This is a genomic window from Pseudoalteromonas haloplanktis ATCC 14393 (assembly GCF_000238355.1).
GTDB lineage: Bacteria > Pseudomonadota > Gammaproteobacteria > Enterobacterales > Alteromonadaceae > Pseudoalteromonas > Pseudoalteromonas haloplanktis.
In genome coordinates, this window is sequence record NZ_AHCA01000013.1 from 37,606 (window position 1) to 61,570 (window position 23,965).

Below are 23,965 nucleotides of genomic sequence, written 5' to 3' on the forward strand. Positions count from 1 at the left end.
ATGACGCAGTTAAATTTTATTGAACAAGGTAAGCGGGTACTCGATATCGAGCGCCAAGCACTAACTGAGATAGCCCAATACCTAGACGAAAACTTTAATCAAGCTTGCCAGCTGATATATCAATGTCATGGCAGGATCATTGTTGTTGGCATGGGAAAATCAGGTCATATCGGTAATAAAATTGCAGCAACATTGGCAAGTACAGGTACACCTGCGTTTTTTGTTCATCCCGGTGAAGCAAGCCACGGCGATTTAGGAATGATAACCCGCGATGATGTCGTCATGCTGTTATCAAACTCTGGTGAAACCAGCGAAGTACTGAATATCATTCCAGTAATCAAACGAATTGGCGCAAAAATGATTGCCATTACTGGAAACCCTGCATCGTCAATGGCGAATTGGGCAGATGCCCATGTGTGTACAAAAGTAAGTCAAGAAGCCTGCCCATTAGGACTAGCCCCTACAGCAAGCACTACTGCAATGCTTGCAATGGGTGATGCTATGGCCGTTGCCTTGTTAGAGACCCGCGGCTTTACCGCCGACGACTTTGCATTATCGCACCCAGGTGGCAGCTTAGGCAAACGCCTACTGCTATGCTTAAAAGATATTATGCACACGGGGACTGCAACACCTATCATTAATGATAAACAATGTATTAAAGATGCATTAATTGAAATGTCAGCCAAAGGATTAGGGATGACCGCCATTGTTGATGATAGCAACCAACTTGCAGGATTATTTACTGATGGTGACTTACGCCGCATTTTAGAGCAGCGGGTCGATATTCATAGCACCTTAATCAGCGAAGTAATGACCCGCTCTTGTACTACAGCAAGCGCTGATATGTTGGCAGCAGAGGCACTCAATATTATGGAAAATAAGCGTATCAACGGCTTAATTGTGATTGACGATAATCAACACCCTATTGGTGCACTCAACATGCAAGACTTGCTCAAAGCAGGAGTTTTATAATGCAGTTTGCTGATTTATACCAGCCGCTTAGTGATGATGCCCGTAGTCGCGCGCAAAAAGTTAAACTGCTTATTTGCGACATCGATGGTGTATTTTCAGATGGCCGTATTTACTTAGGTAATCATGGTGAAGAACTCAAAGCCTTTAATACTAAAGATGGTTTTGGCATTAAAGCCTTAATCAACAGTGGCTTTGAAGTGGCAGTGATCACTGGTCGTCATTCACAGATAGTTCAGCAACGAATGACTAGCCTGACTGTAGAGCATATTTATCAAGGTCAAGAAAACAAGTTGCAAGCTTATCAACAGCTCAAAAATAAATTGCAGTTAACAGATGAGCAAATAGCCTATATAGGTGACGATGGACCAGATATGCCGGTTATGGAATTAGTCGGTTTTGCTGTAGCAGTGAATGATGCACACCCGCTCATCAAACGCATCTCGCATTATACAACCATGCTACCAGGTGGTTTTGGTGCAGTGCGTGAGCTCACTGATTTATTGATGCTTGAAAATGGTAAGTCACTAACAAGCGAAGGGACTAGCTCATGAATAGTGCGCGTTTAATATTATGCGTATTGTTCGTCGCTTGCATGGTGTGGTTGTGGTTTCCCTATTTTAATCAGCCAACAAATGCACCACAAAACCAAGAAGATATAATAGCAAAACCCGATTACACTGCCGTAGCATTAAAACAAACAGCATTTGATGAACAAGGTAAAATTAGCCACAAAGTAACCGCTGCAAAAATGGAGCTCTATCAACAGTTAGGCTTCACTTACTTTGAGCAACCTATTTTTACTTTATATAATCAACAACAAACGTGGCAAATTAATGCAAACGAAGCCACTTTATATGAAAACCATCAATTAATTTTAGAAGGCAATGTGGTGGCTAAAAACCTGACCAACAATGCCATGATTGAGCACATCAATGCAGATAACATTCAGGTTGATATTGAACTACAAACCATGAGCTCTGAACAACCTGTAGAATTGATTGGGCCAAATTTAAAGATCACTGGGCGCGGCCTCAATGCCGACTTAAAAGCCGAAGTGGTAGAACTAATTAACCATACGCGAACCATATATTATGACCAATAAATTTGCTCACTTGCTTGTTATACCAAGCTTATTCATGGCCTTTGCAAGCTTTGCTGAGACTAATTTACCACCTGCGGACCAAGTATCGATCAGTGCAGACAAACAACTTGCCCAGTTAAAAGATAACATCGGTATTTTTGAAAACAACGTTGAAATTATTCATGGTAACCGCCGTATTAAAGCTGATCGCCTTGAAGTACACAAACGTGAAGACTTAGGCGACAATAAACAACTGCTTGTAGCCACAGGAAGTCCAGCTTATTTTGAAGAAAAACAAGCTGATGGCACAATTATGAGCGCCAGCGCTAAAGAAGTTCGTTACGACGTTGCCAAGCGCTACTTAACCTTAATTGGCGATGCGCAGGTTACTCAAGCAGGGCAAAAAATTAATGCTAAAAGCATTACCTACGACATGGACCAACAGCTTATCAGCGCCGAAAAAGGCGAAAGCTCAAATGATCGCGTGCACACTATTTTAGTACCGGTAAGTAACAAAAAAGACAAATCTAAAGGCCAGCCATGAGTACATTAAAAGCTGAATTTTTAGCTAAAAGCTACAAAGGTCGCCAAGTTGTCAAAAGTGTAGGCTTAGAAGTTACCGCCGGCAGCATTGTTGGCTTACTGGGCCCAAATGGTGCGGGTAAAACCACAACCTTTTATATGATTGTAGGCTTAGTGCCTAGCGACAAAGGCAAGATCAGTATAGATGACAACGACATCACCTTACTGCCAATGCATAGTCGCGCTCGCTTGGGGATTGGTTACTTACCGCAAGAGTCATCAATTTTTCGTAAATTGACTGTTTATCAAAATTTGATGGCTATTTTAGAGACCCGAAAAGACCTTAAAAAACAAGCAAGAGAAGAAGCTCTTGACAGCTTACTTGATGAATTTAGCATTCAACATATTCGGGACAGCCAAGGTATGGCTCTATCTGGCGGTGAACGTCGTCGTGTTGAAATTGCCCGTGCATTAGCCGCAGACCCAAAATTTATCTTGTTAGATGAGCCTTTTGCTGGTGTTGATCCAATTTCAGTGTTAGATATAAAGAAGATTATTGAACACCTTAAAAACCGTGGTATTGGCGTGCTTATCACCGACCATAATGTACGAGAAACTCTTGATGTTTGTGAAAAAGCCTACATAGTTTCTCATGGGGAGTTAATTGCATCAGGCACACCTGAGCATGTACTCGCCGACCAAACAGTTCGCGATGTTTACCTAGGTGAGCAATTTAGGCTATAAAGCCACACTTGGCTAAGCATCTGCTAAACTTAACAATGACAACAATAAAAGGATTGTTAGAGATACATGAGGCAATCACTCCAGCTGCGCATGGGCCAGCAACTTACAATGACACCGCAACTGCAACAAGCTATCCGCTTATTGCAGCTCAGCACATTGGATCTGCAGCAAGAAATTCAAGAAGCGTTAGATAGCAATCCGTTACTAGAGCTAGAAGAGCATGAGTATTCAGACGACACGGCGGGCAAGAATGAGCAAAAGCAAGATAACGACGACTTAACCGTTAGCGCCTCAGCAGATGACAAGCCCAGCGAATACGAACAAGAAAGCAGCGAAGCACTCACCAAAGAAACACTCAGTGATGAAATGGCGATGGATGTCACATGGGATGAGTACATGAGCGCTGCACCAAATAGCTCAGCAGGCCCAATGCCAGAGGACGAATCTATATATCAAGGCGCCTCAACAGAAACCTTGCATGAATATTTAATGTGGCAGCTACAGCTAACTCCATTTAGCCCTACAGATGAAGCAATAGCCATTGCAATTGTTGAGGCCATTGATGACTCAGGTATTTTAACGCTTAGCTGTGAAGACATTGTAGAGAGCTTAAATCAAGGCAACAACGAAGAAGAAATCGAACTTGACGAAGTACAAGCGGTTTTAAAACGTATCCAATTATTTGACCCTGTAGGCATCGCGGCTCGCAGTCTACAAGAGTGTTTATGTATTCAGCTAAATCAATTTGATCCGGCAACCCCTTGGATTAATGAGACAAAAATGATTTTAACTGATCATATCGATTTATTAGCTAGTCGCGACTATCGCACTTTGATGAAAAAGACTAAGCTTAAGGAAGATGAACTAAAAGAAGTGATGACTCTGATCCACAGCCTAAATCCAAAGCCTGCGGATACCATAGTACGAGAAGAGTCAGAATACGTTATTCCTGACGTATCAGTGAAAAAAATTAAAGGCCGCTGGGTGGTTGAACTTAATCCAGACAGCATGCCAAAAATCAGAGTGAACAGCCAATATGCAGCTATGTCGCGCTCAGTAAAGTCGAGCACTGATAGTCAGTTTATTCGTTCGCATCTGCAAGAAGCTAAATGGTTTATAAAAAGCCTAGAAAGTCGCAATGACACATTGCTCAAAGTAACCAATTGCATCGTAAAACAGCAGCAAGGTTTCTTTGAACATGGCCCTGAAGCCATGCGACCTATGGTACTCAATGACGTTGCTGAAATGGTAGAGATGCATGAGTCAACAATTTCTCGTGTAACTACCCAAAAATACATGCATACCCCGCGTGGTATTTTTGAGTTAAAGTATTTTTTCTCAAGCCATGTTAGTACTGAAAATGGCGGCGAATGCTCATCGACAGCTATTCGCGCACTAATCAAAAAACTGATTAGCGCAGAAAACTCAGCGAAACCATTGAGTGATAGTAAAATTGCAGATATATTGGCAGAGCAAGGTATCAAAGTAGCTAGACGGACTATTGCAAAATACCGCGAGTCACTGGCTATTCCACCGTCAAATCAAAGAAAGAGTTTGATTTAAGGCGTAAAATCAAAAAAGGAAAATGCTTATGCAACTAAATTTAACTGGTCGTCACGTAGAAATTACTGATTCATTAAGAGACTATGTAAACAATAAGTTTGCGAAGCTTGAGAGGCATTTTGATCACATCAACAATGTCCATGTTATTCTTGACGTAGAAAAGCTAAGCCAAAAAGCAGAAGCCACCATCCATGTCAGTGGTGCTGAGTTATTTGCTTCAACTGAACATCAAGACATGTATGCAGCCATTGACGGACTAATCGACAAGCTCGACCGTCAAGTAATCAAACACAAAGAGAAGCACGCTCGACACTAACACTATGAAATTAAGCTCACTTATTTGCCAGGACTGCAGTAAAACTGCGGTCCTTTTTAATAGCAAAAAACGGATCATTGAATTTATCAGCCAATTGGCTCATGAACAACTTCCTCAGCTATCACAACAAGAAATCCTCGATGCATTACTCGCTAGAGAAAAACTAGGTAGTACTGGTATTGGTCGTGGCATTGCCATTCCTCATGGTCGAATGAGTGGTATTGAAAATCCACTAGCAATCATTTTAGTGAGCGAAACGCCTATTAATTTTGACGCAATTGATAATCGCCCTGTGGATCTGTTTGTCGCTCTCATCGTACCAGAGGGTGATAGTCAACTTCATTTAAAGACGTTAGCCACAATTGCTGATAAACTTAACGACAAAGATTTTTGTAAACAACTACGTAGCGCGAAAACAGATCAAGATTTATATCACGTTATTGTTGAGCAATCGTAAGTCATACCTCTTGCGTTAGTGATCTATTATGGCGGTACAAAGTAGTTCAATAACAAGGAAAAATTATGACAGGTAGTTATTCTGTACACATAATTTTTAATAACGTTAATGAGTTATTTAACCAGCTAGAGTGATCATGTTTTTAATAAAATTGCTATTAAGTGAAGGAGAGTTTACATGGAGTTAATCATCATCAGTGGGCGCTCTGGCTCAGGTAAATCGGTTGCCCTGCGTGTAGTTGAAGATCTTGGTTATTATTGTGTCGATAATATCCCTGTAAACTTACTGCCTTCATTAGTTCGTAGTGTCTCTGATAATTACGACAAAATTGCTGTTAGTATTGATGTTCGTAACTTACCCAAAGAACAAGAAGAATTTAACGACATTCTTGAGTACTTACCCGGCTTTGCCAATCCAACATTATTTTATTTAGATTGTGATGATCAAACACTGATCAAACGTTTTTCTGAAACGCGCCGTTTGCATCCACTTTCTTTAGATTCATTGCCGCTTGATTTAGCCATCAAACAAGAAAAAGTATTACTTGATGTGTTAACAACACGTGCTGACTTTATGTTAGATACCACTGATCTAAGTGTCCATCAACTTGCCGAGACGATTCGCGAAAAGATTTTAGGTAAAAAAGATAAAAAGCTAATTATCACCTTTGAATCGTTTGGCTTTAAACATGGTATTCCAAAAGAAGCGGATTATGTATTTGACGCGCGCTTTTTACCTAACCCACATTGGGAGCCTGAGCTAAAGCCACTGACAGGTCTTGATCAACCAGTTAAAGATTACTTAGCCAGCCACAGTATTGTGCAAAAATTCACTTGGCAGATCCAAACCTTTGTACAAACCTGGTTACCGCACTTAGAACGTAATAACCGCAGTTATTTAACCATTGCAATCGGCTGCACAGGTGGCCAACATCGTTCGGTTTATTTAGCGCAAACCATTGGCGAAAGCTTTTCAATGAGCCACAGCAATGTAAAAATTCGCCATCGCGAGCAAGAATAACAACCACTGTTACAGTAAGGAATGTGGATGCGCTTAGAAGATACATTTTTAATAAAAAACAAACTTGGATTACATGCCCGCGCAGCCAGTGTATTAGCACAGTTAGCCGTGCAGTTTGATGCCAGTATCACACTTCACCAAGATGACAAACAAGCCGCTGGCGACAGTGTTCTAGGCCTAATGTTATTAGAAAGCAGCCAAGGTAAAGAAGTTAAAGTTGTGTGTGAAGGGCCCGATGCCGAACTCGCACTTGCTGCTATTGGAGAGCTGATTGCGCACCGCTTTAACGAGCAAGAATAGTCCATAGTCAGCACAATAAAATTACGTTAAACTTAATAAGCTACTGGTCAACGCAACCAGTGTAATTATCAAAGTTTCATCCCACCAATTAAGTGTATTTATTATTTAAGGACGCCAATGCCAGAAGCTTTTGAACAAGATTACCCACTACAACAACTAAAGCAAGTGACCAAGTCACTTAACAGTGGTCAATTTGTTCAAGTAAGGCGTATGTTGGCAAAAACAGCTCCCTGTGACACAGCTTTACTACTAGAATCATCGCCGCATAAAATTCGTACATTGCTCTGGCAACTGGTAGATCCAGATGTACAAGGTGATGTACTCGAAGAGCTTTCTGAAGATGTTCGCCTAGGGATCATTGCCCAAATGGCGCCAGAGCATATTGCTGCGGCGACCGAAGACATGAGTCACGATGACTTAGGGGAAGTATTACGTAGCTTACCTGACACAGTCTACCAAGACGTTGTCAGCGCCATGGATAGCCAAGACCGTGAGCGGGCAACTCAAGCGCTTTCCTATCAAGAGCGCTCAGCTGGCGCATTGATGAATACCGATACGGTCACTATTCGTCCCGATGTCACTATTGACGTGGTACTGCGCTACTTACGCTTACGTGGCGAACTGCCTGAAGGCACTGATGACCTTTATGTGGTTGATAAACACAACTGCTTTTTAGGCGCAATGTCGCTCACCACGCTACTCACCAACTCGCCGGATAAAGTTATTCGCGAATTAATGGACGAAGATTGTGAATCAATCCCTATTTCCATGGATGAAAGTGAAGTAGCCCAATTGTTCGAACGCCATAACTGGATATCTGCACCTGTTGTTGATGATAACGACCACCTGCTGGGCCGGATCACCATCGATGATATCGTTGACGTTATCCGTGAAGATGCAGAGCACAGCTTATTGAGCTTAGCGGGTCTTGACGACGAAGAAGATACCTTCGCCCCAGTATTAAAAAGTTCGAAAAAGCGCTCAGTATGGCTTGGCGTTAACTTATTAACCGCGTTGCTCGCTGCAATTGTAGCAAGCTTCTTTGAAAACACCTTAGCGATTCTACCGATCCTAGCTGTACTCAACGGGATTGTGCCCTCAATGGGTGGCGTAGCTGGTAGCCAAACACTTACTCTAGTGATCCGTGGTATCGCTGTAGGTCATATTAACCAAACTAACCAACGCTTTTTACTAATGAAAGAGCTCGCGATCGGCGCTATAAACGGCATGGTATGGTCAATTTTAATAGCAGGTGTAGTCGCACTATGGCAGTGGGACTTTAAACTCGGCGGCGTACTCGCCTTTGCCATGTTTATGAATTTAGTCGCAGCAGGCGTCGCCGGCGCAAGTATCCCACTACTGTTAAAGAAAATGAAAATAGACCCTGCACTAGCTGGTAGTGTAGTGTTGACTACTGTAACTGATATTGTAGGCATTTTTGCCTTTCTCGGCACCGCAACTTGGTTGTTAGTCTAGATAGGAATAGAGGTTCTAGAAGCTAGGTTTTAGGCCCTAGTATCTAGCCGCTTCCCTAGAACCTAGCGCCTTTTAAGCGCGGCATAAAGCCGCGCCTACAATAACCCCAAACACCGGTGTAAACCCGTAGCCGCGAGTTTACCTCGCGCAGGCTTATATTCACCACCGAGAATAAAAGTCACGGGCTACGGGTAACGAGTTTCGAGCTATGAATCCTAGCTCCTAGTCTTTAATGGTTGTAGGAGAGCGCTTTAGCGCCGATGAGCTTTAGCACATAACCAAAAACAATCACGGCTAAAGCCTGTTCCCACAAAAGCCAAGACACCTAGCCCCTAGTCTCTTCCCTAGCGCCTAGCACCTTTAACCTCTTCAATACGCTGTGTCCCGAAACTTCCCCTGTTCGCGTAAGCAGGTAAAAAAGCATTTTCAGTCTGACAAAGGCACCAATAAGTATTTAAAAGCGGGGAAATTTTCTTTCGGTCTACTTCCTTTCGCTTTGCACATTTAGTTAATCCCGACATTAAACACAACATAATCTTTGCCTGCATTTACAACATTCACTGAGTATAGACAGTAAAAACCATAGGGGCAGAGTATTGTTTAAAGTATCCCTTACAGGCAAACTCTATTGTCACTCTACACACAAATTAACAATACTGCCCCGCTGCGAAGCCGCAGCTCCACGCGTACTGAAAATTGTACCCTCCTAACCAACCTGTTACGTCGGTTACTTCACCAATAAAGTACAGCCCTTGGGCTTTTTTAGCTTCGAAGGTTTTTGAGCTAAGTTCGTCGGTGTCTACCCCACCAAGTGTAACCTCGGCTGTGCGATAACCTTCTGTGCCATTTGGTTTAATTTTCCAGTTATGAATGTAATTAGCTAGCTCGTCAATTTGACTATGGGTAAGCTGGTTTACATTGCAGTCTGGGATGGCTTTGCTCTCGTGTAGTATTTCAATAAAGCGTTTAGGTAAAATAGTGGCAAGGCTATTTTTTAATGATTTTTGTGCTTGAGTTTCTCGCCATGTGGCTAATTGCGCTTTTAAATCAAGCTCTGGTAACAGGTTAATAGTCACCGCCTGCCCTGCGCGCCAAAACGAGCTAATTTGTAAAATAGCGGGGCCTGATAAACCACGGTGAGTAAACAAGATATTTTCTTTAAAGCGGGTGCCGTCTTCACTGCTGACAATGCATGGAATACTAATACCTGATAGCCCTTCAAAGCGGTCTTTGTCATGTTGATGCAAAGTAAAAGGCACCAGAGCTGCCATGGTCGGTAATACTTTTAAGCCAAATTGCTCTGCAATTTTATAGCCTATGGGTGTTGCGCCTAGTTTTGGCATAGTTAAACCACCCGCTGCAACTACGAGTGATTCACAACGGAATTCCCCTTGCTCTGTGCTCACAAGGTAACCCGCATCCGTTTTTTCAACACGCAACACTTCATTGCGCAGCGCAATGTTAACGCCGGCCCATTCACATTCGGTAAGTAAAATATCAACAATATCCTGCGCGCTGTTATCGCAAAATAATTGCCCGAGGGTCTTATGGTGATATGCCAAACCGTGTCTGTCCACCAGCTCAATAAAATCATGCTGTGTATAGCGGCTCAAACAAGATTTAACAAAATGAGGATTACCACATAAGTAGTTTTCTGGGCTGGCATTTTCGTTAGTAAAATTACAACGTCCACCGCCACTAATAAGAATTTTACGACCTGGCTTTTTGCCCATATCAAGCACTGTAACACTGCGGCCACGGTAACCTGCTTGCGCTGCACACATTAAACCTGCGGCACCAGCACCGATCACTATTACATCTACTTGGGTCATTTGTTCATCTCATCAGGAAATTTTTGCAATTGTAGCAAATTTAAAAGTACAAACTGAGTGGTATTTCACTATTTAATTATTAACAATAAAAAGTAAAAAATAAATGCCCCCTCATACTACCGCACAAACAAACCAATACTTTATAACTATCAAGACTGCATTGTAAGAATCATAAATGCGTATTTAGCCATATAAACATCCTGATATAACCAAAATAGAGACAGTCATAATAAAACGTTATTTTAACTATTTTAACAGATCATTTACCTTTGTTCCCCTTCTCGATAATCAATCGCGAAGTAAACCATTACAATCTAGGGATCATTATGACAACAACAACATTTAAAAAATGTGCGATAGCACTAACATTAGGCACGCTACTTGGTGCCACTACGAGTATGGCAAATCCAAGCCAAGCATTTATGCCATCAATGGCTGAAACAGCAGTAAAACTGCAAGGCCAAGACCCGCTAGGTACTCGCTTTATTATCAAATATAAAAGTAATAGCAGCGAAATGGCAACGCTTTCGGCAACTGAGATTAGCCCACAAATGATGAACAAAAAAGCACAGAGCTTTGTGAAGAACTTTACCAGCAAAAAGGGTAAAGTGAAGGCGAAATACGTTCGAGCTATGGCTTTAAGCAATCACCATGTAATGCGTGCAGAGAAAAAACTAAGTCCAAATGAAGCGCAAGAATATATGCAGGAAGTAATTGCATCTGGCAATGTTGAATACATTGAAATTGACCAAATGTTAAAGCCATTCGCCACCCCCAATGATCCTATGTATGCGGATCAATGGCATTACTATGAGCAAGCTGGCGGTTTAAACCTGCCAACAGCATGGGATACTGCTACTGGTAGCGGTGTAACCGTTGCGGTGCTCGATACAGGTTACCGTCCACATATTGATCTTAACGCCAATATTTTACCAGGCTACGATATGATCTCTGACACCTTTGTTGCTAATGATGGTGGCGCACGCGATAGTGATGCTCGCGATCCAGGTGATGCGATCAGTGCTAACGAATGTGGTTATACTCATGGCGCACAAAGCTCTAGCTGGCACGGCACTCACGTGGCAGGTACAGTTGCTGCAGTAACAAATAATGGCGAAGGTGTTGCCGGTGTTGCATACAACGCGAAAGTAGTACCAGTTCGGGTGCTTGGTAAATGCGGTGGTTTAACATCAGATATTGCTGACGGGATTATTTGGGCATCAGGCGGCTCTGTATCTGGAGTGCCTGCAAATGCGAACCCTGCTGATGTTATCAACATGAGTTTAGGCGGTAGCGGTTCGTGTAGCTCAACCACACAATCTGCTATTAACCAAGCGCGTAATAACGGCACAGTGATTGTAATTGCCGCAGGTAACGATAACGACAACGCTAACAACTACAACCCTGGTAACTGTAGTGGCGTAGTAAATGTTGCTTCGGTTGGTCGTAATGGCGGTCGTGCTTATTATTCTAACTATGGTACATCTATCGATGTTGCAGCACCGGGTGGCGCGCAAAGCTTTGCGAATGACTCTGAGGGTGTGCTTTCAACTCATAACTCAGGCTCATCAAGCCCTTCAAATGATAGCTACCACTACTCACAAGGTACATCAATGGCAGCACCACACGTTGCTGGTGTTGCTGCATTAATTAAACAGGTTAAGCCAAGTGCAACGCCTGACGAAATTGAGAGCATCTTAAAGTCAACAACCCGTTCATTCCCAGCAACCTGTACTAACTGTGGTACTGGTATTGTTGATGCCGCCGCCGCTGTTGCTGCTGCTGGAGGAACAACACCGCCACCACCAACAGGTAATGAATTAGTTGATGGCCAAGCACTAACCAACCTAAGTGGTAGTGCAGGCAGTACTACATTCTATACGATGACCGTACCAAGTGGCGCTGCAAATGTTACTTTCACTATGAGTGGCGGTAGTGGCGATGCAGATATGTACGTACGTGCTGGCAGCGTGCCAACGTCATCAACTTATGATTGTCGTCCATATAAAAATGGCAATAACGAAGAGTGCTCTATCAATAACCCAACAGCAGGAACATATCATGTCATGCTGAGCGGCTATTCAGCTTACGCAAATGTGAGTTTAGTCGGTAATTTAACAACCTCAGGTGGTACAGGTAACCCACAAGCAGGTGGTGGTACGGTTGAAAATGTAGCAGCGAGTGCTGGTCAGTGGAAACACTACACTTTAGATGTCCCAGCAGGTATGGCGAACTTTACCGTAACGACCTCTGGCGGCTCGGGTGATGCTGATTTATTCGTTAAATTTGGCAGCCAACCAACCAGCGCTAGTTATGATTGCCGCCCCTATAAAAATGGTAACGTTGAAACATGTACATTCAGTAATCCACAAGCGGGCACTTGGCATCTGAGTGTAAATGCATATAAAACCTTTGCTGGTTTAACGCTTGACGCGCAATATCAGCCGTAAGCAATAAAAATGCGAGTTTCAATATTATTGACACTCGCATCTTATTCAACCAGTTTCCCCTGGTGATTTTTAGCCGAGCTTTGCTCGGCTTTTTTATTATAACTGTGCTAACACGGCTTCTGCACGGCTGACTACAAATTCTTTGTCTTTTTCAACAAACAAACCAGTAACAGTTTGATCTTCAACAATCATCGCATAACGGGTTGAACGAACACCACCAAAACCAGCAGTGTCTTTGTCTAAACCAAGTGCTTTGGTAAAACTTGCATCACCATCTGCTAGCATTTGAATATGCTCGGCATTGTGTGCTTCACCCCACGCTTTCATAACAAAGGCATCATTCACTGATACGCAGTAAATAGCGTCGACACCTTTCGCTTTTATTTTATCTGCAAGCGTAATAAATTCAGGCAAATGTGCATTTGAACAGGTTGGTGTAAATGCCCCTGGAACGGCAAATAGCACCACTTTTTTAGCCGCGAATAAATCGTCATTAGTCAGTGTTTGCATACCCTCGTCGGTTAATTGCGTAAGACTAATTGCTGGTAATACTTGGCCTTGAGAAATCATAATATTTCCTTTTAAAGTAATAGGTTCTGAACGCCTTCAAAATAGCACAAAAGTGCCTACTACCCTAACACCTAAAAACGAGTAGCTTGCAACCAAAGTTACAACCCCAAACTACTACGAATTGTGTGCATTTGCTGCTGTAAACGTTGGTGAATATCAGCCACTAGTAGGCTTGACTCACTCACTTGGCCTTTCATGCTTTGCATTGACTGGCTAAAATTATCCAACAATGCATTTTGTTGTTTTGCTAACTCCATTGCTTCAAACGCGACTTTATTAGCGTCTTGGGCGTTATCGGCGACCCCTTCTGAATTACGTTTTAGTTCTTGCGCATTCTTAGTCTGTAATTGAGCGTCATCGGCCAGTGCTGATATTTGCGTTGATACCATGGTTGAATTTTCACTCAAGAGGTTTAGCTGGCTATTAATATCACTCAGTGAACCTTGGGTTTGACGAGCCAACTTACGTACTTCATCCGCTACCACAGCAAAACCACGGCCATGCTCTCCAGCACGAGCAGATTCAATTGCCGCATTGAGCGCCAATAAATTGGTTTGATCAGCAATATTGCGGATCATCTCAATAACTTGTCCAACATCTTGTACGCCGCTGAGTAGTTCTTGTAGGCTATGTAAACCTTGATCGACACGTTGTTGCGTATTCGAACTAGCACTTAACATATTCTGTGCAAAGCCTAAGCTTTGCTCCATTGCTGAAAAGGTGTGCTTCGCGTTATCTGCTACTTTGCCGTTTATATCATTAACTTGTTCACCAATATGTTGAATATCCGTTAGTAACCCTTGGTTTTGCTCCACTTGATGGTGACTGGCATCAGTTTGCTCACTTATTGTTTGTAAGTGCTCGCTCATCTCTTGCATAAAGTCATTAATCACCTTTAGCATTTGTGCCCGCTCATCTGCCTCGAGGCGCTGGCGCTCAATTAACTGATTGAAGTAATGAGCAATTTCACCCACTTCCGTTTTTGGGTTTTTACTTTCTATATTTTTTAACTCATTACTTTCAATTAAAAATGCAAACCCATCCCGTAACTGGCGAAGTGGTGCTAATACTTGATTTCGCTGTACAAAATAAACCCCAATAGCTAATACCACTAACATGCTAATAGCAATACAAAACACCACTAGCACTTGCTGTTTTAACGTACCTTGTTGAATTTTAAGTTGTTGCTCGGCGTTAATAACCGTCTCAGAAAGCGTGCTAATTTGTTTGCGCATGGCTTGCATACCAATTTGACGTTGCTGAGCTTGTGCAATGGTATTTTCTAAATCACGTGGATAACGGTTTGGCCAACTGCTTAGTTCGGCTTTAATTTCGTCAGCTAAATCTTCGGCTTCTTCATCAAAAAATAAACTATCTTCTTCAACTTCACTCATCACGCCTAAGTTTTCAAGCTCATCTATCTGCTGCGCTAATCGATTTAAGTTAGTAATACTTTGCTGCAAATTAGCTTGCGTATCTTGATCAAAGCTCAGCAATAATTGATATGTAAATAACGACAAATTAGTCACTTCACGATAGTAATCACTAGCAAGCTGATAATAATCAAGCGCATGTATATTTTGTTGCGCAGCTTTATTGGCATAACCAATTAAAGAAGACGCGGAGCCCGCCATTTGCCTAAGCGCGTTATCCAGTAATGCAGTTTCATTACCGGAAAGTTTACCCAACGCACGATATTTACCGTTTATTTCCGTATCTAGCTGAGTTAATTGCGTATCCAACTGCTGCTTTAAGTCACTAGGTAAAATAGCCAGCTGAGTGCTTTTTACTTGGCTAATTAAATCTGACGCTTGCCCTAAATACAGACTATCGCCCTGAGCTAAATAATCTTCAAGTAAGCCTTTTAAATCGACGAGTATTTTATTTTTTAATTGATTATAAGAATGGTCTTGCTGTTCAAGTTTAACTAATGTTTGACTTGCCCAGAACAGAGTGCCGCCTAATAGCAGGCTGGCTAATGCCAACAATATAGCTAATAGCCGAGTAAATGATGACACGCGCATGAAATTCAATTCCTCTAAATAACTGCGCGTACACTATTAACTATTTATGACAATTTAATGAAAAGCCGCATTAAACACTGATGGTTAATGAGATTAAATTTAAAATATACGAATAAAGGACTACACCATTGCCGCTTTTACGTATACATCGAATCTGTTTTTCTTGGTTTTGATTTGCATGCTTGGAGCTTTATTATTTAAAAACGGTGCGTAGTCGGGGCGCTTAACAACAACTCGTTTACTGGCAAGTGGATAGGCAAATTCAAGTAAATCATCGGCATCGTTATCTGCGCCGACTAAATCCTGGAACACCCGCATTTCTTTTTTAACCAGTGCTGATTTTTCACGATGGGGGAACATAGGGTCAAGGTAAACCACATCTGGCATACTCTCACATTGTGCAAGTAAGGTATGACTAGAGCCAAATACTAAGCTCATGTTTTGCTTCATCCACGAGCCAATTTCAATATCATTATAAGCACGTTGTAAGCCATCATAAAGCAATGCGGCTACAACAGGATGGCGTTCATGTAAAATCACCTTACAACCCAGTGATGCCAAAACAAAGCCATCACGGCCAAGGCCTGCTGTGGCATCGAGCACAACCGGCGTTGCGCCTTTATTTAAGCCTACCGCTTTGGCGATAGATTGCCCTTTACCGCCCCCAAATTTACGACGATGAGCAACAGCCCCCGTCACAAAATCAACACTGATAGCGCCAAGCTTTGGTTCATCGGTTTTACGCAGACTGAGCCCTTGATCATCATAATGTAATGAAAAGCCAGCCGTGTTTGCCGCCCATTCAACTAGCCCAAAACGCTGCTCGATTTCATTGAGATAAGGACGTACTTCTTTAAAAGGACACTGTATAACCAAAATAAACTCCGACCGTAAATAGCCCGCGAAGTATATCAACTGCTCAGCGTCATAGCACTAAAATAGCTCAATATCGGTTTGTGATGTAACGTCTTGAGTGTGTTCGGGGCTAGCAATTTTACTTAAACTGTCGATCAACTCACTACGCGAATCAATAATATGATTAAGCTGATGTTCAATAAAAGTTAAATCATCATTCAAGGTAGCTAACTGTAACTGCGTTTGCTCTAACTGCGCTATGTGTGATGCTAATGCCTGATCATCGGCAGCGCAGCTTTGTTGCAACAGTATGCGTAACTCTGCTAGCTGGGCTGCCAATACTGCGACTGTGCTTTCACGCGCTTCACTGCTGCCAAACAGTTGCGAGGCAAGCTCATTAAAGGCATTACCCACAGTGTGTGCTTGGGCTAGCGCTTTTTCGTTTACTTCCATATCTTGAATTTTCGCGTTAGTGACTTCCAAAATATGCGGGAATAAATCTTTATAACGGCCATACAGTGCCACATCATCAAGGGGCATGTTTTTAATTAAAATAGACACTTTAGGGTAATTAATTATCGTGCGGCTGCTAAAGTCAACAAACCGGTTTGAATAACGGTGCTTTTCTAGCAGCTCTTGCTCTAATGGGCAAACGCCGCCATCATCAGTACACACCACTCCCACATCTTGATACCAAAAAGCCACCACCACATCGAGGTTTAACGGCCGGAAAAACTCAAAAAAATAGCTCGATAATGATTGCAGATCATGCGCGTGATACGTTTGCCCAACATATCGCATGATACGGCCCATATCGCCTGAATCTGTCATAGCTATTTCAGCGGTGATCTGCGCTCGCTCAACATCATTTTTTAACTTTATTGAATGCTGGCGGTACTGGTATAACACCCTAATGCGTGCCATTAATTCTTCGGCATTAAAGGGTTTAACAATGTAATCTGCGGCCCCTGCGTTATAGCCTTTAACGCGCTCTGGTAACTCACTCTTGCCAGATAAAAACATTACGGGGATGTCTTTAGTCTGCTCATTATTTTTAAGTTCAGTACATACTTGATAACCGCTTTTCCCGGGCATTTCTACATCCAGTAAAATAATGTCGGGATTATATTTTAGTGCTTGTCTGAGTCCATCATCACCATTTTTAGCATGTATTAGCTGACAAAAACCTGCTAATGATTCTTCAATTACATGGTGAACGTACTTATCGTCATCAATCGCCAGTACCAGTTTTGTCATGCCCCATTCCTTTTTATTAATTACTTAAAAAGCATAGTACGGAGCTATTATTTTGCGACAATTTATTAGAATTCATCATCACACAGGTTAAATTAAACAATAAAAAAGCGCCAAACGGCGCTTTTAAAACAACTTAATGTACATAGTGCTTATGCTGCTATACCACTGTGGCGCAGTAATGCCTCAACACTTGGCTCGCGGCCACGGAAGTTCTTAAATAATTCCATTGGCTCTTCACTGCCGCCTTTTTCTAAAATATGTTGCATAAAGGCTTGGCCCGTTTCTGGGTTAAAAATACCTTCTTCTTCAAATTTAGAAAATGCATCAGCTGAAAGCACTTCAGCCCATTTATACGAGTAATAACCGGCGCTATAGCCACCAGCAAAAATATGGCTAAAACCATGTTGAAAACGGTTAAACTCCGGTGGCTTAACAACAGAGGTGTGGCTACGCACTTCGTCTAAGCGCGCTTGAATTTGGCATTCTTCACCCGCTTGGTAATCATTATGAATTCTAAAATCAAACAATGAGAATTCAATTTGACGTAACATTTGCATGCCTGAATTATAGTTTTTAGCTGCTAATAGCTTATCCAATAACTCTTTAGGTAATGGCTCGCCCGTCTCAAAATGACCGGAAATAAAATTAAGCGCTTCTTCTTCATAACACCAGTTTTCTAAAAATTGACTTGGTAGCTCAACAGCATCCCAGGCAACACCATTAATACCAGCAACCGGTGCCGCTTCAACTTGCGTTAGCATGTGATGAATACCATGGCCAAACTCATGGAATAAGGTTGTTACTTCGTTATGCGTAAACAATGCAGGCTTATCGCCAACCGCTTTATTAAAGTTACACACTAAATAGGCTACAGGAGTTTGCAACTCGCCGTTCGCACGAACTTTGCGGCCCATACAATCATCCATCCACGCACCACCACGCTTGTGATCGCGTGCATATAAGTCTAGGTAAAAACGACCACGCAAGGTATTGCTGTTATCGTAGATTTCAAAGAAGCGTACATCTTTATGATAACTGTCAAAGTCTTTTACTTCTTTTACGGTAATACCGAATAAACGATTTACTGTTTCAAACAAGCCGCTTAGCACTTTATCTGCTGGGAAATACGGACGCAGTACTTCGTCTGATATTGAGTATTTCTCTTGCTTTAGCTTTTCGCCATAATAGCCATAGTCCCACGCAGCAAGCTCGTCAATACCATGCTTATCTTTAGCATAAGCTTGTAACTCAGCGAGTTCTTGCTCTGCTTGCGGCTTAGATTTAGCGGCTAAGTCTTCTAAGAATGAGAATACCTGCTCAGGTGTTTCAGCCATTTTAGTTGCCAGTGATTTTTCAGCGTAGCTGGCAAAACCTAACAATTGAGCTAACTCATGGCGTAGCGCCAGTTCTTCACTCATAATTGCTGAGTTATCAAATTCACCCGCGTTAGGACCTTGATCAGACGCACGGGTGACAAATGCCGTATACGTTTCTTCCCGTAACTCGCGGTTATCTGCATAAGTCATAATTGGCAAGTACGATGGGAAATCTAACGTGAACACCCAACCATCTAATTCTTTACTTGCAGCAGTATCTGCCGCCAGCGCTAATGCCGATTCAGGTAAACCCGCAAGTTCACTTTCATTGGTAATGTGTTTTTGCCAAGCCAAGGTGGCATCCATTACATTATTACCAAACTTTGCAGCCAGCTCAGATAAACGCGCACTAATTTCGCCATAACGTTTTTGCTGCTCTGGTGCCAAGGCAATACCTGAAAGCTCAAAATCGCGCAGTGCATTGGTGATCGTTTTTTGCTCTGCTGCGCTTAAGGTTTTAAATTCATCGCTATTATGCAACGCATTATACGCTTCATACAGACCTTGATGCTGACCAACATAAGTTGAATACTCAGAGATAAGCGGTAAACACTGTTCATAGGCTTCGCGTAGCTCATCAGAGTTTACCACTGAGTTCATGTGCGATACGGGAGAGAACATACGTGATAACTTATCATCCACTTCTTCAAGCGGTAACACTAAGTCTTGCCAAGTGAACGATTTATTAGCCAACACTTCATCTATTTTTGCACGGCACTCACTGATGCCCGCTTTGAGCGCTGGCACAACATGCTCAGGCTTGATTTTAGAAAATGGCGGTAAGCCTTCAAGGCCTATTAGTGGGTTATTTTGTAAATCGCTCATGTTAGCTCTCAAGTCGTTTCGAATATGATTTTTAAGTTGGGGCGTATCTGTTGAAATACAAGGGGCTTTTAACAGGTCTTGCTTATGCTATTATCAAACCAATTGATTTATTTTTGAGGAATAACTATGGCTCAGCATTTTGACTACATTGCAATTGGCGGCGGCAGCGGCGGTATAGGGTCGGCTAACCGAGCAGCAATGCGCGGCGCAAAAGTAGCGTTAATTGAAGCAAAACACATGGGCGGAACTTGTGTAAATGTCGGTTGCGTCCCCAAGAAAGTAATGTGGCATGGCGCTCAAGTTGCTGAAGCAATTAACCTATATGCCCCTGATTACGGCTTTAATGTTGAAGTAAAAGACTTTAACTGGAGCAAACTAGTTGAAAGTCGTGAAGCTTACATAGGCCGAATTCATAAAGGCTATGATAATGGTCTTGCCAAAAACGGCGTTACCGTTATCAAAGGCTTCGCTAAATTTGTTGACAGTAAAACCGTTGAAGTAGACGGTGAGCTATACACAGCTGATCATATTTTAATAGCCGTAGGCGGTCGTCCTAGCATTCCAAACATCCCTGGTGCTGAACACGGTATTGATTCAAATGGCTTTTTTGAGCTGAATGAACAGCCAAAACGCGTAGCCGTTGTTGGTGCAGGTTATATCGCGGTAGAGATTGCTGGTGTACTACATAGCTTAGGCACAGAAACCCACTTATTTGTTCGTAAAAATAAACCACTGCGCACCTTTGACCCATACATCATCGACACCCTAGTTGATATTATGGCTAAAGAAGGGCCTACGTTACATACCGAATGTTCACCAAAAGAAGTGGTGAAAGAAAGCGATGGTAGCTTAACCATTCACTTTGAAAACGGTTACAGCCAAAACGTTGACCAAGTAATTTGGGCAATTGGCCGCACGCCAACGACTGATAAAATTAACCTTGAAGCCGCAGGCGTAGAAGTTAACGAAAGCGGTTATGTGAAAGTTGATGAGTACCAAAATACCACTGCTAAAAATGTCTACGCTGTGGGCGACATCATCGAAGGCGGTATTGAACTTACCCCGGTAGCGGTAAAAGCCGGTCGTACTTTATCAGAGCGCTTGTTTAATAAAGAGCTGCCAGATGATTTAAAAATGGATTACAGCCTAGTACCAACAGTGGTATTTAGCCATCCGCCAATTGGTACTATTGGATTAACTGAGCAAGAAGCGATTTCACAGTACGGCAACGAAAACGTAAAAGTGTATAAATCAACGTTTGCGGCTATGTACACCGCCGTTACTCAGCACCGTCAACCTTGTAACATGATGTTAGTGTGTGCAGGTGATGATGAAAAAGTAGTTGGCTTACACGGCTTAGGCTTTGCTGTTGATGAAATGATCCAAGGTTTTGCAGTAGCCATGAAAATGGGCGCCACCAAAGCAGACTTTGATGCCGTTGTAGCGATTCACCCAACTGGCTCAGAAGAGTTCGTTACTATGAGATAAGCTTTGGGCACTTACCGCTTATAGCTTATATGATACTAATTTAGTTTTGAGATATTCTATGGGAAGGTTATAAGTGCATGCTCTGCCTTTAAAAAGTAGCATGCACTTATAATTTTTCGGTATTTAACATCCTAGTAAATTCCTTATAATTTAAAGCCCGCTCCTTGTTGCTTTGGCTTCACTCCTTGTTGCCTTATCCATTAGCTGCTTCCATTGCTGTGCCGTCCACAGTGGCGTAACACTGACTGTTCTTCCTTGTTGGTTTTTCCTTAATATGTTGTCCATAATATTTCTCCTTGCCATAAGGCTGCCCATCCTTGTTTTATTGAACATTGCGCGCTTAACGCCTAGCAATTATATAAATTGCATGAATTAAGCCTGGAATATACCCCAGCAATGTTAACAAAATATTAATCCAAAACTGTATCCCTAAGCCCACTTGTAAAAAAACACCCAGTGGCGGGATCAATACTGAAAATATAATACGAATTAAGTCCATATTGTTTACTCCATAAGAAAGCCCAGCCTAGCTGGGCATTCTTGACTTATAGATTATTCAGCGACGATTGTTAACTCATCAATCACATCACGAACATCTTCAGCATTTTTGGCAATTTTCACTGCAAGCTGTTTTTCAGCTTCAGATTCAACAGTACCTTTGAGTGTAACTACACCTTTATCGGTATCAACGTCGATATCAGTACCACCTACTTCAGAGTTGAACAAGAAACGAGTTGTGATAACAGTACTGATTTTAGCGTCAGTTAAGTCACTTTCAGTGCTATCAGATTTCATTTTCTTGTTTTTGGCTTCGACATTTTTAACAACCGTTAATTCGTTATCAACATCAGTTACGCCATCAAGGCTTAATACAAGCTCTTCGGCTAGCTCTTTATCAAGCTCACTTTCAACTTTACCAGTGAGTACAACTTTGCCATTTTTTACATCAGTGTTAATGTCAAAATTGTTTAAGTTAGTGTTCATTAGAAGAACTGTTTCTGCCTTACCATCAATCCAAGCATCTTTACTTTCATTTTCCCAGCTACTTGCTTGAGCACCCATTGCTGTTGTACCAAGAACTAACGCTGCAATAATAGATTTGTTAAATGTTTTCATAATCTTTCTCCTTTTGATTAAAGACAATATGATTAATGCGAACATCAGGCCAACATTTAAAACAATAAAAATCAGACTGTTACAAAATAAATGTGACAACAGTGTGTTTTGTCTTGGTAATAATTTACCGACTATTCGGTAATTTATTCTGGTCGTTGCAAAATTAACTATTTAATAGCATTATTCGTTAATCTGTCGTTAATATAACGAACCATTTTAGTTTCATAAAATCTAACAGATTGATTTTTATTGCAATTAATAATGGCCTAAGCCTTGCTTAGTTATAGTTGAACTTAGTAATAGTACATATACAGCAACTGCTTCACTAAAAAGGAATACACCATGCCTGTAAAACTAGAAGATCGCCCAATTGAGCAAGTGCGTGAACAAGTTATTGATAAATTAATTTATAACTACAGTCATGCGGTTATTTCAGCAGAGGCTTTTGAGCGCCGATTAGACCAAGCGATGGAAGCTAAAGATAACCAAACCTTAATTGATTTGGTAAGTGACCTTGAACTAACAACTGATAGTAGCTATCAGTCTGAAAAAAGAGCACAGTTTAGCCCAAATTACAGTAATAAAAACAACGATGAAGCATTGCACCTACGCAGCATATTGGGATCAAATGAGCGCAGTGGTCAATGGGTCGTACCCAAAGAAATTCACCTAACTAACCTGCTAGGTTCGATTGAACTTGATTTTACTGATGCCATATTCCAGCATCAAAATATCACCCTCTATGTTAATTGCTTGCTTGGTAGTGACCAAATTTATGTTCCAGAGCACGTTAATGTTGTATCAAAACTATTTAGTATTATTGGCAGTGTTGAAAATACATCTGTGTCACTGAACAAGCAGCAAGGACCAACCATTACTATCGAAGGTAAAGTGTTGCTTGGCTCGGTAGAAATTAAAATCAAGCGAACCATTAAAGAAAAGTTTATCTCCTTCGCCAACAGCCTCAAAACCAGCTGGCAAGATATGAATAAGCGCTCGTAAAGCCGATAAAGCGGCCAGCTATCTACACGCTAGCCGCGAGTTACTTAATCGCTTTATAAATCATTATTACGCTCACTGGGAATGTCACTTAGGTACTCCACAAACTCAATTTCAAATCCAGCCGGATCGATAAAATAAACATTTTTACGAAAAGGGTTTTCCGCGCCAGGCTTATCAATACGGTAACCCGCACTTTCTAAACGCGAAATAACCGCTGCAATATTATTTGTAACATATGCAAAATGCGCTAAACCAATTTGATGGCCCGTTAAATCCCGATTACGTTGTTCACCATTATCACTTAGTGCCAAATACTGTCGGTCATCACCAAAGTGCAACCATTTTCGCGGTTTTCCATGCCACGCCCCTTCACCTTGGCTTCTTATAGACCAATGTGGAAAAGCGGCTTTATAAAAATGCAGCATAGCTTCAACATCATCAACAACTAAATTCACGTGCTCTAAATACATAATAAAATTCCTTTATTTGAGTAATTAAAGGCACAATAAAACCTCAAGCAAAGTTGAGGTAAAGTGTTTTTTATGAAAAATGAAATAATAAAAATGGGGATGGTTCTAGGTTCTAGGTTCTAGGTTCTAGGTTCTAGGTTAACAGCATGACGTAGGAAATGGCTTTAGCCATGAATCTTCACACCGCGCGGCATAAAGCCACGGGCTGCGGGTAACGAGTTTCGGGCTATGAATCCTAGCCCCTAGTCT

The 23,965-nt window shown here is 41.8% G+C and carries 24 protein-coding genes; 14 read left to right on the forward strand and 10 right to left on the reverse strand.

What is annotated here, in order from left to right; genetic code table 11:
- The 11 genes from PHAL_RS0119235 to mgtE all read left to right on the forward strand — a co-directional run bounded on the left by PHAL_RS0119235 (window position 1) and on the right by mgtE (window position 8,451).
- A complete protein-coding gene (locus PHAL_RS0119235) occupies window positions 1-972 on the forward strand; it encodes a KpsF/GutQ family sugar-phosphate isomerase (protein ID WP_016710068.1) in 972 nt (323 codons plus the stop codon).
- Window positions 972-1,523, forward strand: a complete 552-nt coding sequence (gene kdsC / locus PHAL_RS0119240) for a 3-deoxy-manno-octulosonate-8-phosphatase KdsC (protein ID WP_016710069.1) — start codon at window positions 972-974, stop codon at window positions 1,521-1,523. Before PHAL_RS0119235 ends, kdsC begins: the two co-directional genes overlap by 1 nt.
- Window positions 1,520-2,074 (forward strand): LPS export ABC transporter periplasmic protein LptC, encoded by a 555-nt coding sequence (gene lptC, locus PHAL_RS0119245; RefSeq protein WP_016710070.1) that lies wholly within the window; start codon window positions 1,520-1,522, stop codon window positions 2,072-2,074. The genes kdsC and lptC overlap by 4 nt, the downstream gene beginning before the upstream one ends.
- Window positions 2,064-2,597: a lipopolysaccharide transport periplasmic protein LptA gene (lptA, locus tag PHAL_RS0119250; protein ID WP_016710071.1), complete on the forward strand. Its 534-nt coding sequence runs from the start codon at window positions 2,064-2,066 to the stop codon at window positions 2,595-2,597. Before lptC ends, lptA begins: the two co-directional genes overlap by 11 nt.
- Window positions 2,594-3,319: an LPS export ABC transporter ATP-binding protein gene (gene lptB, locus PHAL_RS0119255; protein WP_016710072.1), complete on the forward strand. Its 726-nt coding sequence runs from the start codon at window positions 2,594-2,596 to the stop codon at window positions 3,317-3,319. The genes lptA and lptB overlap by 4 nt, the downstream gene beginning before the upstream one ends.
- Before the next feature lie 66 nt (window positions 3,320-3,385).
- A complete protein-coding gene (locus PHAL_RS0119260; protein ID WP_016710073.1) occupies window positions 3,386-4,882 on the forward strand; it encodes an RNA polymerase factor sigma-54 in 1,497 nt (498 codons plus the stop codon).
- A 28-nt stretch (window positions 4,883-4,910) separates the two neighbouring features.
- Window positions 4,911-5,198 (forward strand): ribosome hibernation promoting factor, encoded by a 288-nt coding sequence (gene hpf, locus PHAL_RS0119265; protein ID WP_016710074.1) that lies wholly within the window; start codon window positions 4,911-4,913, stop codon window positions 5,196-5,198.
- A gap of 4 nt (window positions 5,199-5,202) precedes the next feature.
- Window positions 5,203-5,655, forward strand: coding sequence for a PTS IIA-like nitrogen regulatory protein PtsN (gene ptsN / locus PHAL_RS0119270; protein ID WP_016710075.1), 453 nt, complete (start codon window positions 5,203-5,205; stop codon window positions 5,653-5,655).
- Window positions 5,656-5,832: 177 nt separating this feature from the next.
- The gene (gene rapZ, locus PHAL_RS0119275; protein WP_016710076.1) at window positions 5,833-6,675 is read left to right on the forward strand and encodes an RNase adapter RapZ; all 843 of its coding nucleotides are present in this window, start codon (window positions 5,833-5,835) and stop codon (window positions 6,673-6,675) included.
- A 27-nt stretch (window positions 6,676-6,702) separates the two neighbouring features.
- Entirely contained in the window at window positions 6,703-6,975 is a 273-nt protein-coding gene (locus PHAL_RS0119280; RefSeq protein WP_016710077.1) for an HPr family phosphocarrier protein, read from the forward strand.
- A 117-nt stretch (window positions 6,976-7,092) separates the two neighbouring features.
- Window positions 7,093-8,451 carry a magnesium transporter gene (gene mgtE, locus PHAL_RS0119285; protein ID WP_016710078.1) on the forward strand — a complete coding sequence of 453 codons (1,359 nt, stop codon included), beginning with the start codon at window positions 7,093-7,095 and terminating at the stop codon, window positions 8,449-8,451.
- Window positions 8,452-9,098: 647 nt separating this feature from the next.
- On the opposite strand, the gene PHAL_RS0119290 is transcribed toward mgtE, so the two are convergent.
- On the reverse strand, window positions 9,099-10,283 hold the full coding sequence (locus PHAL_RS0119290; RefSeq protein ID WP_016710079.1) for a BaiN/RdsA family NAD(P)/FAD-dependent oxidoreductase: 1,185 nt from the start codon (window positions 10,281-10,283) through the stop codon (window positions 9,099-9,101).
- Window positions 10,284-10,609: 326 nt separating this feature from the next.
- Between PHAL_RS0119290 and PHAL_RS0119295 the strand changes: the two genes are divergently transcribed.
- Window positions 10,610-12,733, forward strand: a complete 2,124-nt coding sequence (locus PHAL_RS0119295; protein WP_016710080.1) for a S8 family peptidase — start codon at window positions 10,610-10,612, stop codon at window positions 12,731-12,733.
- A gap of 96 nt (window positions 12,734-12,829) precedes the next feature.
- Here the strand turns inward: PHAL_RS0119295 and PHAL_RS0119300 are convergent, their stop codons facing one another.
- From PHAL_RS0119300 to prlC, 5 genes are all read right to left on the reverse strand, one after another.
- A complete protein-coding gene (locus PHAL_RS0119300; protein WP_016710081.1) occupies window positions 12,830-13,303 on the reverse strand; it encodes a peroxiredoxin in 474 nt (157 codons plus the stop codon).
- 98 nt (window positions 13,304-13,401) lie between these two features.
- A complete protein-coding gene (locus tag PHAL_RS0119305) occupies window positions 13,402-15,327 on the reverse strand; it encodes a methyl-accepting chemotaxis protein (protein ID WP_016710082.1) in 1,926 nt (641 codons plus the stop codon).
- Window positions 15,328-15,447: 120 nt separating this feature from the next.
- The gene (locus tag PHAL_RS0119310; RefSeq protein ID WP_016710083.1) at window positions 15,448-16,203 is read right to left on the reverse strand and encodes a class I SAM-dependent methyltransferase; all 756 of its coding nucleotides are present in this window, start codon (window positions 16,201-16,203) and stop codon (window positions 15,448-15,450) included.
- 57 nt (window positions 16,204-16,260) lie between these two features.
- The gene (locus PHAL_RS0119315; RefSeq protein ID WP_016710084.1) at window positions 16,261-17,439 is read right to left on the reverse strand and encodes a response regulator; all 1,179 of its coding nucleotides are present in this window, start codon (window positions 17,437-17,439) and stop codon (window positions 16,261-16,263) included.
- 149 nt (window positions 17,440-17,588) lie between these two features.
- The gene (gene prlC / locus PHAL_RS0119320) at window positions 17,589-19,640 is read right to left on the reverse strand and encodes an oligopeptidase A (RefSeq protein WP_016710085.1); all 2,052 of its coding nucleotides are present in this window, start codon (window positions 19,638-19,640) and stop codon (window positions 17,589-17,591) included.
- A 126-nt stretch (window positions 19,641-19,766) separates the two neighbouring features.
- Between prlC and gorA the strand changes: the two genes are divergently transcribed.
- The gene (gene gorA / locus PHAL_RS0119325; RefSeq protein WP_016710086.1) at window positions 19,767-21,128 is read left to right on the forward strand and encodes a glutathione-disulfide reductase; all 1,362 of its coding nucleotides are present in this window, start codon (window positions 19,767-19,769) and stop codon (window positions 21,126-21,128) included.
- 150 nt (window positions 21,129-21,278) lie between these two features.
- Here the strand turns inward: gorA and PHAL_RS24670 are convergent, their stop codons facing one another.
- From PHAL_RS24670 to PHAL_RS0119340, 3 genes are read right to left on the reverse strand one after another with little or no spacing between them, the layout of a single operon-like run.
- Window positions 21,279-21,413, reverse strand: coding sequence for a hypothetical protein (locus tag PHAL_RS24670; RefSeq protein WP_258165118.1), 135 nt, complete (start codon window positions 21,411-21,413; stop codon window positions 21,279-21,281).
- Between the two features lie 55 nt (window positions 21,414-21,468).
- Window positions 21,469-21,627 (reverse strand): YqaE/Pmp3 family membrane protein, encoded by a 159-nt coding sequence (locus PHAL_RS23975; protein ID WP_016710088.1) that lies wholly within the window; start codon window positions 21,625-21,627, stop codon window positions 21,469-21,471.
- A gap of 53 nt (window positions 21,628-21,680) precedes the next feature.
- A complete protein-coding gene (locus PHAL_RS0119340) occupies window positions 21,681-22,244 on the reverse strand; it encodes a BON domain-containing protein (protein WP_016710089.1) in 564 nt (187 codons plus the stop codon).
- A gap of 342 nt (window positions 22,245-22,586) precedes the next feature.
- Between PHAL_RS0119340 and PHAL_RS0119345 the strand changes: the two genes are divergently transcribed.
- Window positions 22,587-23,246 carry a LiaF domain-containing protein gene (locus PHAL_RS0119345; protein WP_016710090.1) on the forward strand — a complete coding sequence of 220 codons (660 nt, stop codon included), beginning with the start codon at window positions 22,587-22,589 and terminating at the stop codon, window positions 23,244-23,246.
- Window positions 23,247-23,299: 53 nt separating this feature from the next.
- Here the strand turns inward: PHAL_RS0119345 and PHAL_RS0119350 are convergent, their stop codons facing one another.
- Complete coding sequence (locus PHAL_RS0119350; protein ID WP_016710091.1) at window positions 23,300-23,716, reverse strand: VOC family protein; 417 nt, start codon at window positions 23,714-23,716, stop codon at window positions 23,300-23,302.
- Window positions 23,717-23,965: the final 249 nt, after the last annotated feature.

Bases quoted from the DNA above. Each gene is read 5' to 3' on its own strand.
- PHAL_RS0119235 (WP_016710068.1), top strand. From the start codon at position 1: ATGACGCAGTTAAATTTTATTGAACAAGGTAAGCGGGTACTCGATATC.
- kdsC (WP_016710069.1), top strand. From the start codon at position 972: ATGCAGTTTGCTGATTTATACCAGCCGCTTAGTGATGATGCCCGTAGT.
- lptC (WP_016710070.1), top strand. From the start codon at position 1,520: ATGAATAGTGCGCGTTTAATATTATGCGTATTGTTCGTCGCTTGCATG.
- lptA (WP_016710071.1), top strand. From the start codon at position 2,064: ATGACCAATAAATTTGCTCACTTGCTTGTTATACCAAGCTTATTCATG.
- lptB (WP_016710072.1), top strand. From the start codon at position 2,594: ATGAGTACATTAAAAGCTGAATTTTTAGCTAAAAGCTACAAAGGTCGC.
- PHAL_RS0119260 (WP_016710073.1), top strand. From the start codon at position 3,386: ATGAGGCAATCACTCCAGCTGCGCATGGGCCAGCAACTTACAATGACA.
- hpf (WP_016710074.1), top strand. From the start codon at position 4,911: ATGCAACTAAATTTAACTGGTCGTCACGTAGAAATTACTGATTCATTA.
- ptsN (WP_016710075.1), top strand. From the start codon at position 5,203: ATGAAATTAAGCTCACTTATTTGCCAGGACTGCAGTAAAACTGCGGTC.
- rapZ (WP_016710076.1), top strand. From the start codon at position 5,833: ATGGAGTTAATCATCATCAGTGGGCGCTCTGGCTCAGGTAAATCGGTT.
- PHAL_RS0119280 (WP_016710077.1), top strand. From the start codon at position 6,703: ATGCGCTTAGAAGATACATTTTTAATAAAAAACAAACTTGGATTACAT.
- mgtE (WP_016710078.1), top strand. From the start codon at position 7,093: ATGCCAGAAGCTTTTGAACAAGATTACCCACTACAACAACTAAAGCAA.
- PHAL_RS0119290 (WP_016710079.1), bottom strand. From the start codon at position 10,283: ATGACCCAAGTAGATGTAATAGTGATCGGTGCTGGTGCCGCAGGTTTA.
- PHAL_RS0119295 (WP_016710080.1), top strand. From the start codon at position 10,610: ATGACAACAACAACATTTAAAAAATGTGCGATAGCACTAACATTAGGC.
- PHAL_RS0119300 (WP_016710081.1), bottom strand. From the start codon at position 13,303: ATGATTTCTCAAGGCCAAGTATTACCAGCAATTAGTCTTACGCAATTA.
- PHAL_RS0119305 (WP_016710082.1), bottom strand. From the start codon at position 15,327: ATGCGCGTGTCATCATTTACTCGGCTATTAGCTATATTGTTGGCATTA.
- PHAL_RS0119315 (WP_016710084.1), bottom strand. From the start codon at position 17,439: ATGACAAAACTGGTACTGGCGATTGATGACGATAAGTACGTTCACCAT.
- prlC (WP_016710085.1), bottom strand. From the start codon at position 19,640: ATGAGCGATTTACAAAATAACCCACTAATAGGCCTTGAAGGCTTACCG.
- gorA (WP_016710086.1), top strand. From the start codon at position 19,767: ATGGCTCAGCATTTTGACTACATTGCAATTGGCGGCGGCAGCGGCGGT.
- PHAL_RS24670 (WP_258165118.1), bottom strand. From the start codon at position 21,413: ATGGACAACATATTAAGGAAAAACCAACAAGGAAGAACAGTCAGTGTT.
- PHAL_RS23975 (WP_016710088.1), bottom strand. From the start codon at position 21,627: ATGGACTTAATTCGTATTATATTTTCAGTATTGATCCCGCCACTGGGT.
- PHAL_RS0119340 (WP_016710089.1), bottom strand. From the start codon at position 22,244: ATGAAAACATTTAACAAATCTATTATTGCAGCGTTAGTTCTTGGTACA.
- PHAL_RS0119345 (WP_016710090.1), top strand. From the start codon at position 22,587: ATGCCTGTAAAACTAGAAGATCGCCCAATTGAGCAAGTGCGTGAACAA.
- PHAL_RS0119350 (WP_016710091.1), bottom strand. From the start codon at position 23,716: ATGTATTTAGAGCACGTGAATTTAGTTGTTGATGATGTTGAAGCTATG.